Here is an 18,514-nt window from a genome sequence, read left to right on the forward strand (position 1 = left end):
ATGGATCAAAAACGACTCACTCACCTGCGGCAACTGGAAGCAGAAAGCATCCATATCATCCGCGAAGTGGCGGCTGAATTTGCCAACCCGGTGATGATGTACTCCATCGGCAAAGACTCCAGCGTGATGCTTCATCTGGCGCGCAAAGCGTTTTACCCCGGCACGCTGCCGTTCCCGCTGCTGCACGTCGATACCGGCTGGAAATTCCGTGAGATGTATGAATTCCGTGACCGTACCGCCAAAGCTTACGGCTGTGAATTGCTGGTGCATCGCAACCCGGAAGGCGTGGCGATGGGCATCAACCCATTTGTTCATGGCAGTGCCAAACACACCGATATTATGAAAACCGAAGGGTTAAAGCAGGCGCTGAACAAATACGGTTTCGACGCAGCTTTCGGCGGCGCGCGCCGTGATGAAGAAAAATCCCGCGCGAAGGAGCGAATTTACTCCTTCCGCGATCGTTTTCACCGCTGGGACCCGAAAAACCAGCGCCCGGAGCTGTGGCACAACTACAACGGGCAGATTAACAAAGGCGAAAGCATCCGCGTCTTCCCGCTCTCCAACTGGACCGAGCTGGATATCTGGCAATATATCTATCTGGAAAATATCGAAATTGTTCCGCTCTATCTGGCAGCGGAGCGCCCGGTGCTGGAGCGCGACGGCATGCTGATGATGATTGACGATGATCGTATCGATCTGCAGCCTGGCGAAGTGATTGAGAAACGAATGGTGCGTTTCAGAACCCTGGGCTGCTGGCCGCTGACCGGGGCGGTGGAATCTACCGCTCGTACCCTGCCGGAGATAATCGAAGAGATGCTGGTCTCCACCACCAGCGAACGTCAGGGCCGCGTGATTGACCGCGACCAGGCCGGCTCAATGGAGCTGAAAAAACGTCAGGGATATTTCTAAGGAGCTGCCATGAACACGACTATTGCTCAACAAATTGCTGATGAAGGCGGCGTCGAAGCCTACCTGCACGCCCAGCAACACAAAAGCCTGCTGCGCTTTCTGACCTGCGGCAGCGTCGATGACGGGAAAAGTACGCTGATTGGCCGCTTGCTGCACGATACCCGGCAAATCTATGAAGATCAGCTCTCTACGCTGCATAATGACAGCAAACGTCACGGTACGCAGGGCGAAAAACTTGACCTGGCGCTGCTGGTGGATGGCCTACAGGCGGAGCGCGAACAGGGCATTACCATTGACGTGGCCTATCGTTACTTCTCTACTGAAAAACGTAAATTTATCATCGCCGACACGCCGGGGCACGAGCAGTACACGCGCAATATGGCAACGGGCGCTTCGACCTGCGAGCTGGCTATTTTGCTGATTGATGCGCGCAAAGGCGTGCTGGATCAGACCCGTCGCCACAGCTTTATCTCGACCCTGCTTGGCATCAAGCACCTGGTAGTGGCGGTCAATAAAATGGATCTGGTGGACTATAGCGAACAGGCGTTTAACACTATTCGCGAGGATTACTTGACCTTTGCCGCCCAGCTGCCGGGCAATCTCGACATCCGCTTTGTGCCGCTGTCGGCGCTGGAAGGGGATAATGTTGCCAGCCAGAGTGCGAAGATGGCGTGGTACAGCGGCCCGACGCTGCTGGAGATGCTGGAAACCGTGGAGATCCAGCGCGTGGTGGACAGCCAGCCGATGCGTTTTCCGGTGCAGTACGTCAACCGCCCGAACCTCGATTTCCGTGGTTTTTCCGGCACGCTGGCTTCCGGTGTGGTGAAAGTCGGTCAGCGGGTTAAAGTGTTACCCTCCGGCGTGGAGTCAAGCGTTGCGCGTATCGTGACGTTTGACGGCGATTTACCTGAAGCGGCGGCAGGAGAGGCGATTACGCTGGTGCTGAAAGATGAAATCGATATCAGCCGTGGCGATTTGCTGCTGGATGCGCAGGACGCGTTGCCCGCCGTACAGAGCGCGTCCCTCGACGTGGTGTGGATGGCCGAGCAGCCGCTCCAGCCGGGCCAGAGCTTCGATATCAAAGTGGCGGGTAAGAAAACCCGTGCGCGCATTGATGCAATTCAGTATCAGGTTGATATCAATAACCTGACCCAGCGCCAGGTGGAAAACCTGCCGCTGAACGGTATCGGGCTGGTCGATTTGACCTTTGACGAGCCGTTGACGCTGGATGCTTACCAGCAAAACCCGGTCACCGGCGGCGTTATCTTTATCGATCGCCTGAGCAATGTCACCGTGGGCGCCGGAATGGTGCGTGAAGTGCATGTGCGCGAACCCGGCGAGCGCGCAGCCTTTAGCGACTTTGAACTGGAACTCAATCAGCTGATTCGCAAGCATTTCCCTCACTGGGGCGCGCGCGACCTGCTGGGAGGCAACTGATGGCCGAACATGACGAGAACATCGTCTGGCATGCGCACCCGGTAACCGCCGGGCAGCGCGAGCAGCTCCACGGGCACCGGGGCGTGGTGCTGTGGTTTACCGGCCTGTCGGGTTCCGGTAAATCGACGGTGGCCGGTGCGCTGGAAGAGGCGCTGCACCGGCTTGGCGTGAGCACCTATTTGCTTGATGGCGACAACGTGCGCCACGGTTTGTGCAGCGATCTCGGTTTTAGCGATGCGGATCGCAAAGAGAATATCCGCCGCGTAGGCGAGGTCGCCAGACTGATGGTGGAAGCCGGGCTGGTGGTGCTGACAGCCTTTATTTCACCGCACCGTGCGGAGCGGCAGATGGTGCGGGAGCGTCTTGGCGAAGGGCGTTTTATCGAAGTGTATGTTGATACGCCGCTGGCGGTTTGCGAAGCGCGTGACCCGAAGGGGTTATACAAAAAAGCGCGAGCAGGCGCGTTGCCTAATTTCACGGGAATCGATGCGGTATACGAAGCGCCGGAATCCGCAGACCTTCATCTTGATGGTGAACAATTGGTAACAAATTTGGTGAGCCAATTATTAGATCTCCTCCGACGGGACGATATTATCAGATCCTGAGACGGTACTGGCGATACTCGTCATCTTTTGCTTGCTAAAAGGTTACGCGTATCACCCCTTTGCCGGTCGTTCAGGTAACAGGATCAGATATGCGTAACAGTCAGAACATCACCATCTCCCGGCCGGAGTCCCTCACGACAACGACCGCCGACGAAACCACATGGTCTCTCCCCGGGGCCGTCGTGGGTTTCGTGGCATGGTTGCTGGCGCTGGCCATCCCCTTTATGGTTTACGGCTCTAATACGCTGTTTGTCTTCCTTTATACCTGGCCCTTTTTTCTCGCGCTGATGCCTGTCTCCGTGGTGGTCGGCATCGCGCTGCATTCACTGCTTGGCGGTAAATTCCTTTATACTTGCATTGCCACCTTGCTGGTGGTCGCGGCGATGTTTGGCGTGCTGTTTCTTTGGCTGATGGGCTGATCCATTGGTCTAAAAGCGTAACGTCCATTAAGACAATGTGTCACTTTATGGCAAGCATTTGTGATAAAATCCGCCGCTTGCACGGTATCACCCTGCCATCTGTGGAGTCTGACGAAAAGTTGTGGGATGATGATGCCGTTTTTCAGGGGGCAGGATGGGTAAACTAACGCTGCTATTGCTGGCTTTACTGGTCTGGCTACAGTACTCGCTGTGGTTCGGTAAAAATGGCCTGCATGATTATGGCCGCGTCAGCGAAGATGTGGCAGCTCAACAGGCAACGAATGCCAAACTAAAAGCGCGCAACGATCAGCTCTTTGCCGAAATTGATGACCTCAATGGCGGTCAGGAGGCGATTGAGGAACGCGCACGCAACGAATTAAGCATGACAAAGCCGGGCGAAACCTTCTATCGTCTGGTGCCGGATGCGTCGAAACGCGCGCCGGGAACAACGCAAAATACACAATCAAGACCCTGATATTTTCAGTTGCAGGCACGGCTAACGACGCTCGCCCCTGCAACGCGAAGTATTGCGGGTCATTAAACACTCCCGGGTTTACGACATGGCAGCAATAAGTCCGGACGTATGTGCCGTTGTGCCGGCCGCCGGTTTTGGCCGCCGCATGCAGACGGAATGTCCTAAGCAGTATCTCTCCATTGGTAATAAAACCATTCTTGAGCATGCGGTTGCCGCACTGCTCGTTAACCCGTGCGTTGGCCGGGTTATCATCGCCGTCAGCGAGGGCGATAAGCGCTTCTGGCAGCTTCCTCTTGCAAAGCATCCGCAGATAACCGTGGTCAACGGTGGCGCAGAGCGCGCCGATTCCGTGCTGGCCGGTCTTGAAGCCGCCGCTGGCGCCGGGTGGGTGTTGGTGCACGACGCGGCGCGTCCCTGCCTGCATCAGGACGATCTGAACCGCCTGCTCAGGCTGCGCGAAACCAGTCGTGTGGGCGGTATCCTTGCGACACCCGTGCGCGATACGATGAAGCGCGCCGAGCCGGGGAAAACCGCCATTGCGCATACCGTCGATCGTAACGATTTATGGCACGCGTTAACGCCGCAATTTTTCCCGCAGGAACTTCTTCACCACTGCCTCACGCGTGCGCTGCACCAGGGGGCGACAATCACCGACGAAGCGTCAGCGCTGGAGTTTTGCGGCTACCATCCGGAGCTGGTGCCGGGACGTGCGGATAACATCAAAGTCACCCGGCCGGAAGATTTACGGCTCGCGGAATTTTATCTGACCCATTCAGACCTTCAGGAGAATGCATAATGCGTATTGGACACGGTTTTGACGTACACGCCTTTGGCGGAGAAGGCCCAATCATCATCGGCGGCGTGCGTATTCCTTACGAAAAAGGACTGCTGGCGCACTCTGATGGCGATGTGGCGCTGCATGCGCTGACTGATGCCTTGCTGGGGGCCGCCGCAATGGGGGATATTGGTAAACTGTTCCCGGACACAGATAACGCTTATAAAGGTGCAGACAGCCGCGCGTTGCTGCGCGAAGCCTGGCGGCGTATTCAGGGCAAAGGTTATGCGCTGGGCAATGTGGACGTTACCATTATCGCGCAGGCACCGAAAATGCTGCCGCATATTCCGCAGATGCGTGTTTTTATCGCAGAAGATCTCGGCTGCCATATGGATGATGTCAATGTAAAAGCCACCACCACAGAGAAACTCGGTTTCACCGGGCGCGGCGAGGGCATTGCCTGTGAAGCGGTGGCGTTGCTGATTAAGGCAGGCAAATGATTGATTTTGATAATCTGACCTATTTGCATGGTAAACCGGCCGGTAAAGGCTTGCTAAAAGCGAATCCGGAAGATTTTGTCGTCATTGAAGACTTAGGGTTTACACCGGATGGCGAAGGTGAGCATATTCTGGTACGAATTCTGAAAAATGGCTGCAATACGCGTTTCGTTGCTGACTCTCTGGCAAAATTCCTTAAAATTCATGCCCGTGAAGTGAGCTTTGCCGGGCAAAAAGATAAACATGCGGTGACGGAGCAGTGGTTGTGCGCCCGTGTGCCGGGCAATGCGATGCCGGATCTCAGCGCTTTCGAGCTTGAAGGATGCAAAGTGCTGGAGTATGCCCGCCATAAACGCAAACTGCGCCTCGGCGCTTTGCGCGGGAATAACTTCACCCTCGTGCTGCGCGAAGTAAGCGATCGCGAGGATGTCGACGCGCGTTTGCAGGCCATCGCCGGGCAGGGCGTGCCGAACTATTTTGGCGCGCAGCGTTTCGGCATCGGCGGGAGCAATCTTCTGGGCGCGCTGCGCTGGGCGCAAAGCGGCGCGCCGGTGCGCGATCGTAACAAACGCAGCTTCTGGTTGTCGGCTGCGCGCAGCGCGTTGTTTAATCAGATAGTCAGCGAACGGTTGCAGAAAACAGGCTTTAATCAAGTTGTTGACGGCGATGCGCTACAATTAGCGGGGCGCGGCAGCTGGTTTGTCGCCACGCAAGAAGAGCAGGCGGAACTGCAGACCCGCGTTGATGCAAAAGAATTGATGATTACCTCCGTGCTGCCGGGTAGCGGCGAGTGGGGAACTCAGCGCCAGGCGCTGGCGTTTGAGCAAGATGCCGTGGCGAGTGCGCCAGAGTTACAGGCATTACTGGTGCGGGAAAAAGTCGAAGCGGCACGCCGGGCGATGCTGCTCTACCCGCAGCAGTTGAATTGGAACTGGTGGGATGATGTCACCGTCGAGTTACGTTTCTGGCTACCGGCGGGGAGTTTTGCCACCAGTGTGGTCAGGGAATTAATCAACACATCAGGTGAATATGCGAATATTGCTGAGTAACGATGATGGGGTCCATGCGCCGGGTATCCAGACGCTGGCCAGGGCTCTTCGGGAGTTTGCCGATGTGCAGGTTGTCGCACCCGATCGTAACCGCAGTGGCGCGTCTAATTCACTGACGCTCGAATCTTCGCTCCGCACTTTCACTTTTGACAACGGCGATATTGCCGTGCAGATGGGTACGCCAACAGACTGTGTCTATCTTGGCGTTAATGCCCTGATGCGCCCGCGACCGGATGTTGTCGTCTCCGGGATTAATGCCGGGCCGAATCTTGGGGACGATGTTATCTACTCAGGAACCGTTGCCGCTGCGATGGAGGGCCGCCATCTTGGCTTTCCCGCGCTGGCGGTGTCGCTCAATGGGCATACCCATTACGATACCGCAGCCGCCGTCACCTGCTCTCTTCTGCGCGCGCTCAGCCGCGAACCGCTGCGTACCGGGCGTATCCTGAATATCAACGTGCCCGATCTTCCGCTGTCGGAGATTAAAGGCATCCGCGTCACCCGCTGCGGCAGCCGTCACCCGGCGGATCAGGTCATTCCTCAGCAGGACCCGCGTGGTAATACGCTTTACTGGATTGGCCCGCCCGGAGAGAAATGTGACGCCGGGCCGGATACAGATTTCGCTGCTATTGATGAAGGCTACGTGTCTGTTACTCCGCTGCATGTGGATTTAACCGCTTATAGCGCGCATGATGTCGTGTCGGGCTGGTTAGAAAGCGCCGGAGTGAATACGCAATGGTAAGCAAACGCGTTCAGGATCTCCTTTATCAGCTGCGGGTGCAGGGCATCAAAAATGAACGGGTGCTCGATGCCATGTCGCGGGTGCCGCGCGAGCGATTTATTGATGAGGCGTTTGAACATAAAGCGTGGGAAAACGTCGCGTTGCCTATCGGTCAGGGTCAAACTATCTCTCAGCCTTATATGGTCGCGCGGATGACCGAGCTGCTGGAGCTGACGCCCGCCTCGCGCGTGCTGGAGATAGGCACCGGCTCCGGTTACCAGACGGCTATCCTGGCGCAACTGGTGCAGCACGTCTGTTCCGTTGAAAGAATTAAAGGCTTGCAATGGCAGGCGCGACGCCGCCTTAAGCAACTTGATTTACATAATGTTTCAACTCGGCATGGCGATGGCTGGCAAGGATGGCAGGCACGCGCGCCATTTGATGCCATAATCGTCACCGCAGCGCCGCCGGAAATTCCAGTGGCGCTAATGTCACAATTAGACGAAGGTGGCATTCTTGTTCTGCCCGTAGGTAATGAATATCAGCAGCTAAAGCGTGTTCGCCGACGGGGAAGCGAATTTATTATTGATACCGTGGAAGATGTGCGTTTTGTTCCGTTAATCCGAGGGGAACTGGCCTGAGAAGCAGAGTTTTCCTGGGTTTTTCATTGGATAACAGCGTATGGTGGGCAAATTTGCCGTCACCGGCCACGGGTATTTTAAGTCATTGGTAACAGACATAATTGTTGGGGGATAAATGAGCACGGGAAGCCCGAAGTTCACCGTAAGTCGTATCGCGGCATTGTCACTGGTTTCGCTTTGGCTGGCAGGGTGTTCAAATTCCACTAACCCGCCCGCACCGGTCACCTCCGTTGGCGGTAGCGCCGATTCCGGCGCTGGCACAAATTCCGGTATGCTTATCACACCGCCGCCGAAAATGGGCACCACGTCGCAGCAGCCGACGCAGGTTCAGCCTGTTCAACAGCCTCCCGCCATTCAGCCAACCCAAATGCAGACGCAACCCATGGCGCAGCAGCCCGTTGAAACGGTAAATGGCCGAATTATTTACAATCGTCAGTATGGGAACATTCCGAAAGGCAGTTATTCCGGCGGCAGCACCTACACGGTAAAGCGCGGCGATACGCTGTTCTATATTGCCTGGATAACCGGGAACGATTTCCGTGATCTGGCGCAAAGAAATAACGTCCCCGCCCCGTATAGCCTGAATGTCGGCCAAACGCTACAGGTTGGTAATGCTTCTGGAACGCCGATCACCGGAGGCAATGCAATAACTCAGGCTGATGCAAATGCGCAGGGAATCGTTGCAAAACCTGCACAAAATTCAACCGCGGTGGTTGCTTCAAAACCGACAATTACGTATTCTGAAGATTCAGGTGAACGAAGTGCTAACAAAATGTTGCCAAATAACAAGCCTGCGACAACCGTTACAGCGCCTGTTACAGCTCCTTCTGTAAGTACTACCGAACCGACTGCCAGCAGTACATCAACCAGTGCGCCGATTGCGGCATGGCGCTGGCCGACTGAAGGCAAGATTATCGACAACTTCTCTGCGACCGAAGGTGGCAATAAAGGTGTTGATATCGCAGGCAGCAAAGGACAGGCTATCGTCGCGACCGCAGATGGGCGCGTTGTGTATGCCGGGAATGCGCTGCGCGGTTACGGTAATCTTATCATCATCAAACATAATGATGATTACCTGAGTGCCTACGCCCATAACGACACGATGCTGGTCCGGGAACAACAAGAAGTTAAGGCGGGGCAAAAAATAGCTACCATGGGTAGCACCGGAACCAGTTCTACACGCTTGCATTTTGAAATTCGTTACAAGGGGAAATCCGTAAACCCGCTGCGTTATTTGCCGCAGCGATAAATCGGTGCAAAGTGATTGATTACTCCCCATCCTGAACAGCTGCAGCGAGCGCAGATGCCACTGTAGGGTTCGTTATGAAGAGTAACGGCGCTTTGCCCAGGGATCACGGGTAGGAGCCACCTTATGAGTCAGAATACGCTGAAAGTTCATGATTTAAATGAAGATGCGGAATTTGATGAGAATGGAGTAGAGGCTTTTGACGAAAAAGCCTTAGTTGAAGAGGAACCCAGTGATAACGACCTGGCTGAAGAGGAGCTGTTATCGCAGGGTGCCACCCAGCGTGTTTTAGACGCGACTCAGCTGTACCTTGGGGAGATTGGGTACTCTCCGCTCTTAACGGCAGAAGAAGAAGTTTACTTCGCTCGCCGTGCATTACGTGGTGACATAGCCTCCCGCCGTCGCATGATCGAAAGCAACCTGCGTCTGGTGGTTAAAATTGCCCGCCGTTACAGCAACCGTGGTCTGGCACTTTTAGACCTGATTGAAGAGGGCAACCTGGGGCTGATCCGCGCCGTTGAGAAGTTTGACCCTGAACGTGGGTTCCGTTTCTCAACCTATGCAACCTGGTGGATTCGTCAGACCATCGAACGGGCAATCATGAACCAAACCCGTACGATTCGTCTGCCGATTCACATTGTTAAAGAGCTGAACGTTTATCTGCGTACCGCACGTGAGTTGTCCCATAAACTGGACCACGAGCCAAGCGCTGAAGAGATTGCCGAGCAGCTTGATAAACCCGTTGATGATGTCAGCCGTATGCTGCGTCTCAATGAGCGCATTACCTCAGTAGATACGCCTCTGGGCGGTGATTCTGAAAAAGCGCTGCTGGATATCCTGGCCGATGAGAAAGATAACGGCCCGGAAGACACCACGCAGGACGATGATATGAAACAAAGCATCGTCAAATGGCTGTTCGAACTGAACGCCAAACAGCGTGAAGTGCTGGCGCGTCGTTTCGGCCTGCTGGGCTATGAAGCTGCGACACTTGAAGATGTGGGCCGCGAAATTGGTCTTACTCGTGAACGTGTTCGTCAGATTCAGGTTGAAGGCCTGCGTCGTTTGCGTGAAATCCTGCAAGCGCAAGGGCTGAATATCGAAGCGCTCTTCCGCGAATAAGCATCTATTCAACCCAAAAAGGCCGGTCGCAAGACTGGCCTTTTTCTTTTCTGCCTTACTCCTGAGCCATCATTTTTTTGATTGATGCGGCAAATGCGCTTTGCTCCTCATCGCTCAGCCTGCTTAAAAACGCCTTATCCACATCGCTGGCAAGTGACATCGTGGCGGCCAGCAGCGCTTCGCCTTCTCCGGTCAGAAAGACAAACCGTCGGCGTTTATCCGCCGGATCGTTCTCTCTGCGCACCAGACCACGGCTTTCCATACGGCTCAGCATCTCTGCCAGCGTGGCTTTCGTGGTGACCGCCGCCTGCGTTAGCTCTACCTGCTCAATGCCTGGATGTTCGGCGATGGAGCGGAGCACGGAGTATTGCGGTTTCGTCAGCTCAGGCACCGCTTGCTGCCAGCACGCGGTGTGTTGCTGAAACAGTTTACGCAGCAGGTGAAATGTTTCGTTTCGTAATTCCATGGATGGGCTCCGCATCATAATCCGGCGTTAATCATAGCGGCTTCTGCGCATTTTTTTAACGCCTCTCTTTTTAACCTTTCTTGCTACTAAGTCATTGGCCGATCTTGTCAGCAAGTATTGATGAGGGTAATGTGTTTGCATAATGTTCGTGTACGAACAAATTAAGGTGGCTAATGAAACTGATTGTTGGAATGACCGGTGCGACAGGTGCGCCATTGGCGGTCGCACTGTTGCAGGCATTACAGCAGATGCCGGAGGTAGAAACGCATCTGGTGTGTCGAAATGGGCTAAAACCACTATTGAACTGGAAACGCCCTTTAGCGCGCGTGATGTCGCCGCCCTGGCGGATCATTGCCATAACCCGGCGGATCAAGCAGCGACCATCTCATCCGGATCGTTTTATACCGACGGCATGATCATCATTCCCTGCAGTATGAAAACGCTGGCAGGTATTCGCGCTGGTTATGCAGAAGGGCTGGTGGGGCGTGCTGCCGATGTGGTGCTAAAAGAGGGGCGCAAGCTGGTGCTGGTACCGCGTGAAACGCCGCTGAGCGCCATCCATCTGGAAAACATGCTGGCATTATCGCGCCTGGGCGTCGCCATGGTTCCACCGATGCCTGCGTATTACAACCATCCGCAAACAATTGACGACGTCACGCTACACATTGTTGCTCGCGTGCTGGATCAGTTTGGTCTTTCGCTGCCGCAGGCGAAACGCTGGAGGGGCTTACAGGCGGCACAGAATTATTCACAGGAGAACATATAATGGCTTTTGATGATTTACGCAGTTTTTTACGTGCGCTGGACGACCAGGGACAGCTGTTAAAAATCAGTGAAGAGGTGAATGCCGAGCCGGATTTAGCCGCAGCGGCCAATGCGACGGGCCGCATTGGCGAAGGCGCACCGGCGCTGTGGTTCGATAATATTCGCGGCTTTGTTGATGCCCGCGTCGCTCTGAACACCATCGGGTCCTGGCAGAACCACGCAATTGCGCTGGGATTGCCGCCCAACATGCCGGTTAAACAGCAAATTGACGAATATATTCGCCGCTGGGAGCAATTTCCGGTCGCGCCGGAACGTCGTGATAATCCACCCTGGGCGGAAAACAGCGTGGAAGGTGAAGAGATCAATCTGTTTGATATCTTGCCACTGTTTCGCCTCAACGATGGCGACGGCGGTTTTTACCTTGATAAAGCCTGTGTCGTTTCCCGCGATCCGCTCGATCCCGAACACTTCGGCAAACAGAATGTCGGTATTTATCGCATGGAAGTCAAAGGCAAGCGCAAACTTGGCCTGCAACCGGTGCCGATGCACGACATTGCGCTGCATCTGCATAAAGCGGAAGAGCGCGGCGAGGATTTGCCTGTTGCCATCACGCTCGGCAACGATCCGATCATTACTCTGATGGGTGCAACGCCGCTGAAATATGATCAGTCTGAATATGAAATGGCCGGGGCGTTGCGTGAAAGCCCCTATCCGATAGCAACGGCGCCGCTGACCGGTTTCGATGTGCCGTGGGGATCGGAGGTCATCCTGGAAGGGGTGATTGAGGGACGTAAGCGCGAGATTGAAGGGCCGTTCGGTGAGTTCACCGGTCACTATTCTGGCGGGCGCAACATGACGGTCGTGCGTATCGATAAAATCTCTTACCGCACTCAACCGATTTTTGAATCGCTCTATCTCGGCATGCCGTGGACCGAAATTGACTATCTGATGGGTCCGGCGACCTGCGTGCCGCTGTATCAGCAGCTGAAAGCTGAGTTCCCGGAAGTGCAGGCGGTTAACGCCATGTATACCCACGGCCTGCTGGCGATTATTTCTACCAAAAAACGCTACGGCGGCTTTGCCCGCGCCGTGGGGCTACGCGCCATGACCACCCCGCACGGCCTGGGTTACGTGAAGATGGTGATTATGGTTGATGAAGATGTCGATCCGTTCAACTTGCCGCAGGTGATGTGGGCGCTCTCGTCGAAAGTGAACTCGGCGGGCGATCTGGTGCAGTTGCCGAATATGTCGGTGCTGGAGCTGGATCCTGGTTCAAGCCCGGCAGGGATAACGGACAAGTTAATTATTGACGCCACAACCCCGGTCGCGCCGGATAACCGTGGTCACTATAGCCAACCCGTACAGGATCTGCCAGAAACCAAACTCTGGGTAGAAAAACTGACCGCTATGCTGGCCAATCAAAAAGGAGAAAAATAATGATATGCCCACGTTGTGCCGATGAGCAAATTGAAGTGATGGCGAAGTCCCCGGTAAAAGACGTCTGGACCGTGTTCCAATGCCAGCACTGTTTATACACCTGGCGGGACACTGAACCTCTGCGCCGTACTCACCGCGACCATTACCCTGAAGCGTTTCGTATGACGCAGGAAGATATTGATAACGCACCGCAGGTACCGACTATTCCGCCGCTACTGGCGAAGTAATTCCCTGCCGTGCGCCCTTTTTACCGAAGGGTTTTCGCTCTCCCTGGCTGGGGAGAGCGTCAGTTACACCAGGCTTTTCAGCCGGTAAATCCACTCCAGCGCCTGACGCGGCGTCAGTGTGTCCGGGTCGAGGCTCTCCAGCGCTTCTACCGCCGGGCTGGTTTCTTCCGCCTGCGCCAGCAGCGACATCTGCGTGCCGTCAATCTGCGTAGAAGCGGCACCCGGCGACAAGCTTTCCAGCTCACGCAGTTTATTGCGCGCGCGCTTGATAACCTCTTTTGGCACGCCCGCAAGCGCAGCGACCGCCAGGCCGTAACTCTTACTGGCTGCGCCATCTTGTACGCTGTGCATAAAGGCAATCGTGTCGCCGTGTTCCAGCGCATCCAGATGCACATTGGCGACGCCTTCCATTTTCTCCGGCAACTGCGTTAGCTCAAAGTAATGGGTAGCAAACAGCGTCAACGCCTTGATTTTGTTCGCCAGATTCTCTGCGCAAGCCCATGCCAGCGAAAGCCCGTCATAGGTTGAGGTGCCGCGCCCAATTTCGTCCATCAGCACCAGGCTATTTTGCGTGGCATTATGCAGGATGTTGGCGGTTTCGGTCATTTCAACCATAAAGGTTGAACGCCCGCTTGCCAGATCGTCTGCCGCGCCGACACGGGTAAAGATGCGATCGATTGGCCCAATCTCCACGCTCTGCGCCGGAACATAACTGCCAATATAGGCCAGCAAGGCAATCAGCGCGGTCTGGCGCATATAGGTACTTTTACCCCCCATATTCGGCCCGGTAATGATTAACATCCGTCGCTGGGGTGATAATTGCAGAGGGTTGGCTATAAAGGGGTCGTTAAGAACCTGCTCAACCACCGGATGGCGGCCTTCAGTAATGTGAATGCCTGGCTTGTCGCTAAAGGTTGGACAGCAGTAATTGAGCGTATCCGCCCGCTCCGCCAGGTTAACCAGCACATCCAGCTCGGCCAGGGCCGTTGCGCTCTGCTGCAAATCGGCAAGATGCGGCATCAGCAGATCAAACAGCTCTTCATAAAGCTGTTTTTCCAGTGCCAGCGCTTTTCCTTTAGAAGTCAGTACTTTATCTTCGTACTCTTTCAGTTCAGGAATAATATAGCGTTCGGCGTTTTTCAGCGTCTGGCGGCGGACGTAGTTAATGGGTGCCAGATGGCTCTGGCCACGGCTGATTTGGATGTAATAACCGTGCACGGCGTTATAGCCGACTTTCAGAGTATCGAGGCCAAGTCGTTCACGCTCGCGTATTTCCAGCCGGTCGAGATAGTCCGTCGCGCCATCCGCCAGCCCGCGCCACTCGTCCAGTTCAGCGTTATAGCCAGGGGCAATGACGCCGCCATCGCGCACCAATACCGGCGGCGCATCGATAATCGCCCGCTCCAGCAGCTCGCGAAGCTCGGTGAACTCACCCATTTTTTCGCGCAGTGCCTGCACCGGCGCGCTATCAACATCAGCCAGTAACGCGCGTAATTCAGGAAGTTGCTGGAAAGCGTGCCGCATACGCGCGAGGTCGCGTGGACGCGCAGTACGCAGCGCCAGGCGCGCAATAATTCGCTCCAGATCGCCCACCTGGCGCAGCACCGGCTGCAGTTCAGCGGTGCGTTCCTGCAAAGCGCTGATGGTTTGTTGACGCTCGATTAAAATTTTCGTGTCGCGCACCGGCATATGCAGCCAGCGTTTTAGCATGCGGCTACCCATTGGCGTGACCGTGCGATCAAGCACTGACGCCAGCGTGTTCTCTATGCCCCCGGCGAGGTTCTGGGTGATTTCCAGGTTACGACGGGTGGCGGCATCCATAATGATGGTGTCTTGCTGACGTTCCATCGTAATCGAGCGGATATGGGGAAGGGCAGTGCGCTGGGTGTCTTTCACATACTGTAGCAGGCAGCCGGCCGCGCACAGGCCACGCGGCGCATTTTCCACGCCGAAGCCTGTCAGGTCGCGCGTGCCGAATTGCAGATTTAACTGCTGGCGCGCGGTATCAATCTCAAACTCCCAAAGCGGGCGGCGGCGCAGGCCACGGCGGCCTTCGATAAGGGAGGTTTCTGCAAAATCTTCGGCATAGAGCAGCTCTGCGGGATTGGTGCGCTGAAGCTCAGCCGCCATGGTGTCTCTGTCGGCAGGCTCGCTAAGGCGAAAACGCCCGGAGCTGATATCAAGCGTGGCATAGCCAAAGCCTTTGCTGTCTTGCCAAATTGCAGCCAGCAGGTTGTCCTGGCGCTCCTGGAGTAATGCTTCATCGCTGATGGTACCCGGCGTGACGATACGCACAACTTTACGCTCAACCGGGCCTTTGCTGGTTGCCGGATCGCCAATTTGCTCGCAGATAGCCACGGACTCGCCCAGGCTCACCAGCTTCGCCAGATAGTTTTCTACCGCATGATGAGGAACGCCCGCCATCGGGATCGGCTCGCCAGCCGACGCGCCGCGTTTAGTGAGCGAGATATCCATCAGTTGGGATGCACGTTTCGCATCGTCGTAGAACAGCTCATAAAAATCACCCATACGATAGAACAGTAAAATGTCCGGATGCTGGGCTTTCAGCTTCAGGTACTGCTGCATCATTGGGGTATGCGCGTCGAAGTTGTCGATAGTACTCATCAGTTTGTGATGTCCATTTTTAAATTTAATCAGCTAATGATTTTTGTTGTTTTGATTGATTATCATGTTGCTTTACCGGGCCCATAAAAACGCAGTTTTATGAGTTTGTAGCTAGCATAATAACGGAGTCTGCAAGTCAGGAAAACTGTGGGAGGGGCGCGGTTGTGTTTAGTAACATAAATAAGGCAAAAATTAAATTGTGCGTGACATAAATCGTCTGTTTTCTGCTCCGGTCAGGTTTGTCATCGCGTTGTTATGAATCACAAAGCGCTGTCCTGCGTCAGGGGTAATGCATCCCTGGTTGATGCGATACCAACAACGTCGTGGGAATATTTGTTCCAGAAGAAGCAGATTGGGGATGTTGTCATGGGAGAAATAAAAATTCGCATAAACCGCACCAATTTTACCCAGCATTAATGATTTTTCTTCCAGTCCATTCAAATTTAATTCACTGGTATCAAAATGTGTACCATATCTGTCAGGATCAATCATGGCATTGCCAAAAATACCGTGGCAGAGTGAAAGGTGAGTATTCGCCGGGCGATTCTGCTGTGTATCATGGTAGTGTGCAATATCTGCATGAATAATGTCTTTAATTTCTGCATTATTATTGTTCATCTCTTTTTGCATTGCAATACGCGACATATAAATGCCCGTTGCGCCGTGGCACCAGGCATTGAAATCGTTACCGGTATTATAGGTTGATATATCATTCCATCCTGAATTGATGCGAAATGCGTTCTCGTAGCGCAGGGCTTTTATAATGACTTTACCAATTTCTTTATCATGGAAAATAGTATTGGCAAGAGTTAATGCATATACAATCCCTGCATTCCCATGGGAAAAACCGGTCCAGCCTCGTCCCCAGGTTACACGGTTTTCTGCATGATGATTTGCGCAGGTCAGTATTTTGTTTGTTAAAATTTTAATCGTCAGCTCCGTTTTTCTGCATGGGTAAACAGCATGCATTCTGCAACTGACTATCAAAATACCTGCAATGCCCGCGAGAATATCACAATTGACGTTGCGTTGGTTTATCACTGTGCGAGTTATATTAAAAAGACGGCTGAAGAAAACATCGCTGTCAATAATTCCTGGTGCGTGCCTGATTAACAAATATTCGTTATATAGCATACTTCCCTTACTGGAATCAAAACAGCCAAAGTATCCTCCTGGATCTGTATCGGGGATGATTTTATACAGTTTTTTTAGTTTGTCTTCTTTAGCCGTTGTCGGTTCGGAAATTAAATCACATATTTGTAAAAAGAGTGCGCCACCGAGTCCATTATATACATCGCCTCGCATGACGATTAGCGCTCGTGAGTCACTCATTTTTCGTTTTAAATTAAGATAAATGTCTTTTTTATTGCAGCGGCATGACCTGGTTGCGATAAAATTAACTAATGAGTTGAGTTCCGGTTGCTTTAGAGGGGCAGCATTGGTCTGCGGAAATAATGTCTTCAGTGAAATAGCGATTAACGTTTTTTGCAGTACCGTCTCGTCCTGACTGGTCGCTCTGTAGTTTTTTGCTAAGAACTCTTTACGTTGCAGAAAGCCCTCAGCAACGTTAATTTTTGTGCCATCTATGGAATGACATTTTTCATTTAATAAATCGACATAAAAAACAGATGTTTTGCCATCAATTAACGATAAATACTCAGAACGAATAACATCGATGGGTATATCTTTATGATACAGGGCGCAGGCGATATAAATATTACGCAGAAGCGGAACGGATGGCCAGGCCGGATGCTTTGAGATGGTTAATATATCGCCATAGATTTTGGTGGCTCGGAAAAGTATTCTACCTTTTAACTTGCTAACTTTTGCCAGGCTGCGCTGTATTGATTTTCTTTCTCTTAACAAGGAGACCATTTTTTCATAGCCATGCACTATCGCGTCAATGATTTTATCATTTAATTCATTATTGTTATACGCAGGTGTATTATATCCCCCTCCTAATTTGAAAGGGTAAATTTTAAGGTACACTTTTCCCTCTTCGTTCATTTCCGGGCTTATTTTATTAATCATTGTGTTTTTGGTGCCAATACCGCAAATAAGTAAATCGAGAGCAGCACCCTGCAATGTAGGAATAATTAATGTATTCAGTACTGAGTCGAAGACAAATTCAGGATGTATTGAAATAGTAAAAACACATTCCAGATCAATAAACCAGGGTTTGCCTTTAGAGTGAATTATATTTTCATAGTGAAAATCGGTGCCGTTTAAGCAATAGAATAATGCTAAAGACATACCAATTTGTTTATAATAACCAAGCACTTCTTCCTGTGTTTCAGTACTGCTAAATTCGATGCACGCGTGCCAGCTGTAATCGCCCATGTTGATACACTCAGGAATGCCTGGCGTATCGTCTCCAGTGCTGTCATATAAGTCGGATAAAATTTCAGTTATCAGAGTCTCATTATCCGCGTTCCGCGGTTTGTAGATTAAGGCATCGTTGATAAAGTTAACTTTGATGATACTTTTTCCGATTTGATGAAAATCCCCCAAAAAGAGATCAAGTGAAATAACAGAGAAGTGGATGATATGAAATCGATCCTGCAATGCGCTTTGGTCTTTTTTAATCTAAGCAGAGCGTCGTTTATAACTTTCAGTGTATGTATTTCATGTATTTCTATAGTTTTTGTTAATATAGGATAGATTTTAAACATCTCTTCCCAATTCTCAATTCTGTATTCTTCGGACTGGTTTAATCTTGAGCGAAATAAACAGAGCTGTTTTACTACGTCTGATAGTGCACTAACACTTTGTTGAGCGAGGTTTCTCGTTAACGTGTTACGATCCGAAAGTATTGCTTCATGTTGGCGAGTAATGCTTTCTATTTTTTCATTAAAATATAAAAAGAGTTTCTCACACAGTGCGGGATAAATATTTTGAGTAATGGGGATATGTTTGAGTGAAGATGCAATGTTTTTTATGATCCCTTCAGGTAACGTATCATTATATTGGGCTAGAATAGAAGCATTTTCAGCCGCTAAATTTATTATGCCAGGAACGATGTAGCCGAGTTCTTCAAGGATTTGTTCAGCATTGGGGTATTGCATTTAATAATGCGTTGAATGTTCTCTCTATACCAAACA

The 18,514-nt window shown here is 52.6% G+C and carries 18 protein-coding genes and 1 pseudogene; 15 read left to right on the forward strand and 4 right to left on the reverse strand.

From position 1 onward, the window contains the following. The 12 genes from cysD (at nt 1) to rpoS (ending at nt 9,893) form a co-directional block, all read left to right on the forward strand. On the forward strand, nt 1–909 hold the full coding sequence (gene cysD / locus ACTU3N_RS04380) for a sulfate adenylyltransferase subunit CysD (RefSeq protein ID WP_443084917.1): 909 nt from the start codon (nt 1–3) through the stop codon (nt 907–909). 9 nt (nt 910–918) lie between these two features. Beyond that, the gene (gene cysN, locus ACTU3N_RS04385; RefSeq protein WP_443084918.1) at nt 919–2,346 is read left to right on the forward strand and encodes a sulfate adenylyltransferase subunit CysN; all 1,428 of its coding nucleotides are present in this window, start codon (nt 919–921) and stop codon (nt 2,344–2,346) included. Next, nucleotides 2,346–2,951 (forward strand): adenylyl-sulfate kinase, encoded by a 606-nt coding sequence (cysC, locus tag ACTU3N_RS04390; protein ID WP_443084919.1) that lies wholly within the window; start codon nt 2,346–2,348, stop codon nt 2,949–2,951. The genes cysN and cysC overlap by 1 nt, the downstream gene beginning before the upstream one ends. An 89-nt stretch (nt 2,952–3,040) precedes the next feature. Beyond that, the gene (locus tag ACTU3N_RS04395) at nt 3,041–3,370 is read left to right on the forward strand and encodes a DUF3561 family protein (RefSeq protein WP_443084920.1); all 330 of its coding nucleotides are present in this window, start codon (nt 3,041–3,043) and stop codon (nt 3,368–3,370) included. A 154-nt stretch (nt 3,371–3,524) separates the two neighbouring features. Further along, nucleotides 3,525–3,845 (forward strand): cell division protein FtsB, encoded by a 321-nt coding sequence (ftsB, locus tag ACTU3N_RS04400; protein WP_443084921.1) that lies wholly within the window; start codon nt 3,525–3,527, stop codon nt 3,843–3,845. Nucleotides 3,846–3,930: 85 nt separating this feature from the next. Next, the gene (ispD, locus tag ACTU3N_RS04405) at nt 3,931–4,641 is read left to right on the forward strand and encodes a 2-C-methyl-D-erythritol 4-phosphate cytidylyltransferase (RefSeq protein WP_443084922.1); all 711 of its coding nucleotides are present in this window, start codon (nt 3,931–3,933) and stop codon (nt 4,639–4,641) included. Continuing rightward, complete coding sequence (gene ispF, locus ACTU3N_RS04410) at nt 4,638–5,120, forward strand: 2-C-methyl-D-erythritol 2,4-cyclodiphosphate synthase (protein WP_443085100.1); 483 nt, start codon at nt 4,638–4,640, stop codon at nt 5,118–5,120. Before ispD ends, ispF begins: the two co-directional genes overlap by 4 nt. Beyond that, entirely contained in the window at nt 5,117–6,166 is a 1,050-nt protein-coding gene (gene truD / locus ACTU3N_RS04415) for a tRNA pseudouridine(13) synthase TruD (protein ID WP_443084923.1), read from the forward strand. Before ispF ends, truD begins: the two co-directional genes overlap by 4 nt. Then, nucleotides 6,147–6,908: a 5'/3'-nucleotidase SurE gene (surE, locus tag ACTU3N_RS04420; RefSeq protein ID WP_443084924.1), complete on the forward strand. Its 762-nt coding sequence runs from the start codon at nt 6,147–6,149 to the stop codon at nt 6,906–6,908. Before truD ends, surE begins: the two co-directional genes overlap by 20 nt. Continuing rightward, nucleotides 6,902–7,528: a protein-L-isoaspartate(D-aspartate) O-methyltransferase gene (locus ACTU3N_RS04425; protein ID WP_443084925.1), complete on the forward strand. Its 627-nt coding sequence runs from the start codon at nt 6,902–6,904 to the stop codon at nt 7,526–7,528. Before surE ends, ACTU3N_RS04425 begins: the two co-directional genes overlap by 7 nt. Nucleotides 7,529–7,643: 115 nt before the next feature. Continuing rightward, the gene (gene nlpD, locus ACTU3N_RS04430) at nt 7,644–8,777 is read left to right on the forward strand and encodes a murein hydrolase activator NlpD (RefSeq protein ID WP_443084926.1); all 1,134 of its coding nucleotides are present in this window, start codon (nt 7,644–7,646) and stop codon (nt 8,775–8,777) included. A 123-nt stretch (nt 8,778–8,900) separates the two neighbouring features. After that, a complete protein-coding gene (gene rpoS, locus ACTU3N_RS04435) occupies nt 8,901–9,893 on the forward strand; it encodes an RNA polymerase sigma factor RpoS (protein ID WP_443084927.1) in 993 nt (330 codons plus the stop codon). A 55-nt stretch (nt 9,894–9,948) separates the two neighbouring features. On the opposite strand, the gene ACTU3N_RS04440 is transcribed toward rpoS, so the two are convergent. Next, a complete protein-coding gene (locus ACTU3N_RS04440; protein ID WP_443084928.1) occupies nt 9,949–10,359 on the reverse strand; it encodes a MarR family winged helix-turn-helix transcriptional regulator in 411 nt (136 codons plus the stop codon). A gap of 173 nt (nt 10,360–10,532) precedes the next feature. Here ACTU3N_RS04440 and ACTU3N_RS04445 point away from each other — a divergent pair. The 3 genes and pseudogenes from ACTU3N_RS04445 (at nt 10,533) to ACTU3N_RS04455 (ending at nt 12,788) form a co-directional block, all read left to right on the forward strand. Further along, nucleotides 10,533–11,125 (forward strand): annotated as a pseudogene (locus tag ACTU3N_RS04445) (non-oxidative hydroxyarylic acid decarboxylases subunit B). Continuing rightward, nucleotides 11,125–12,561, forward strand: a complete 1,437-nt coding sequence (locus ACTU3N_RS04450; protein ID WP_443084929.1) for a non-oxidative hydroxyarylic acid decarboxylases subunit C — start codon at nt 11,125–11,127, stop codon at nt 12,559–12,561. The pseudogene ACTU3N_RS04445 and the gene ACTU3N_RS04450 overlap by 1 nt, the downstream one beginning before the upstream one ends. Further along, on the forward strand, nt 12,561–12,788 hold the full coding sequence (locus tag ACTU3N_RS04455; protein ID WP_443084930.1) for a non-oxidative hydroxyarylic acid decarboxylases subunit D: 228 nt from the start codon (nt 12,561–12,563) through the stop codon (nt 12,786–12,788). Before ACTU3N_RS04450 ends, ACTU3N_RS04455 begins: the two co-directional genes overlap by 1 nt. Nucleotides 12,789–12,851: 63 nt before the next feature. Here the strand turns inward: ACTU3N_RS04455 and mutS are convergent, their stop codons facing one another. The 3 genes from mutS to ACTU3N_RS04470 all read right to left on the reverse strand — a co-directional run bounded on the left by mutS (nt 12,852) and on the right by ACTU3N_RS04470 (nt 18,478). Next, entirely contained in the window at nt 12,852–15,413 is a 2,562-nt protein-coding gene (mutS, locus tag ACTU3N_RS04460; RefSeq protein WP_443084931.1) for a DNA mismatch repair protein MutS, read from the reverse strand. Nucleotides 15,414–15,605: 192 nt separating this feature from the next. Then, entirely contained in the window at nt 15,606–17,978 is a 2,373-nt protein-coding gene (locus tag ACTU3N_RS04465) for a DUF4135 domain-containing protein (protein ID WP_443084933.1), read from the reverse strand. Then, nucleotides 17,861–18,478, reverse strand: coding sequence for a hypothetical protein (locus tag ACTU3N_RS04470; RefSeq protein ID WP_443084934.1), 618 nt, complete (start codon nt 18,476–18,478; stop codon nt 17,861–17,863). Before ACTU3N_RS04470 ends, ACTU3N_RS04465 begins: the two co-directional genes overlap by 118 nt. Between the last annotated feature and the right edge of the window lie 36 nt (nt 18,479–18,514).

It is taken from the genome of Vagococcus sp. WN89Y (assembly GCF_052220145.1).
Classification (GTDB): Bacteria; Pseudomonadota; Gammaproteobacteria; order Enterobacterales; family Enterobacteriaceae; genus Kosakonia.

Excerpts from the sequence above, each read along its gene's own strand:
- cysD (WP_443084917.1), top strand. The coding sequence starts at position 1 with ATGGATCAAAAACGACTCACTCACCTGCGGCAACTGGAAGCAGAAAGC.
- cysN (WP_443084918.1), top strand. The coding sequence starts at position 919 with ATGAACACGACTATTGCTCAACAAATTGCTGATGAAGGCGGCGTCGAA.
- cysC (WP_443084919.1), top strand. The coding sequence starts at position 2,346 with ATGGCCGAACATGACGAGAACATCGTCTGGCATGCGCACCCGGTAACC.
- ACTU3N_RS04395 (WP_443084920.1), top strand. The coding sequence starts at position 3,041 with ATGCGTAACAGTCAGAACATCACCATCTCCCGGCCGGAGTCCCTCACG.
- ftsB (WP_443084921.1), top strand. The coding sequence starts at position 3,525 with ATGGGTAAACTAACGCTGCTATTGCTGGCTTTACTGGTCTGGCTACAG.
- ispD (WP_443084922.1), top strand. The coding sequence starts at position 3,931 with ATGGCAGCAATAAGTCCGGACGTATGTGCCGTTGTGCCGGCCGCCGGT.
- truD (WP_443084923.1), top strand. The coding sequence starts at position 5,117 with ATGATTGATTTTGATAATCTGACCTATTTGCATGGTAAACCGGCCGGT.
- surE (WP_443084924.1), top strand. The coding sequence starts at position 6,147 with ATGCGAATATTGCTGAGTAACGATGATGGGGTCCATGCGCCGGGTATC.
- ACTU3N_RS04425 (WP_443084925.1), top strand. The coding sequence starts at position 6,902 with ATGGTAAGCAAACGCGTTCAGGATCTCCTTTATCAGCTGCGGGTGCAG.
- nlpD (WP_443084926.1), top strand. The coding sequence starts at position 7,644 with ATGAGCACGGGAAGCCCGAAGTTCACCGTAAGTCGTATCGCGGCATTG.
- rpoS (WP_443084927.1), top strand. The coding sequence starts at position 8,901 with ATGAGTCAGAATACGCTGAAAGTTCATGATTTAAATGAAGATGCGGAA.
- ACTU3N_RS04440 (WP_443084928.1), bottom strand. The coding sequence starts at position 10,359 with ATGGAATTACGAAACGAAACATTTCACCTGCTGCGTAAACTGTTTCAG.
- ACTU3N_RS04450 (WP_443084929.1), top strand. The coding sequence starts at position 11,125 with ATGGCTTTTGATGATTTACGCAGTTTTTTACGTGCGCTGGACGACCAG.
- ACTU3N_RS04455 (WP_443084930.1), top strand. The coding sequence starts at position 12,561 with ATGATATGCCCACGTTGTGCCGATGAGCAAATTGAAGTGATGGCGAAG.
- mutS (WP_443084931.1), bottom strand. The coding sequence starts at position 15,413 with ATGAGTACTATCGACAACTTCGACGCGCATACCCCAATGATGCAGCAG.
- ACTU3N_RS04470 (WP_443084934.1), bottom strand. The coding sequence starts at position 18,478 with ATGCAATACCCCAATGCTGAACAAATCCTTGAAGAACTCGGCTACATC.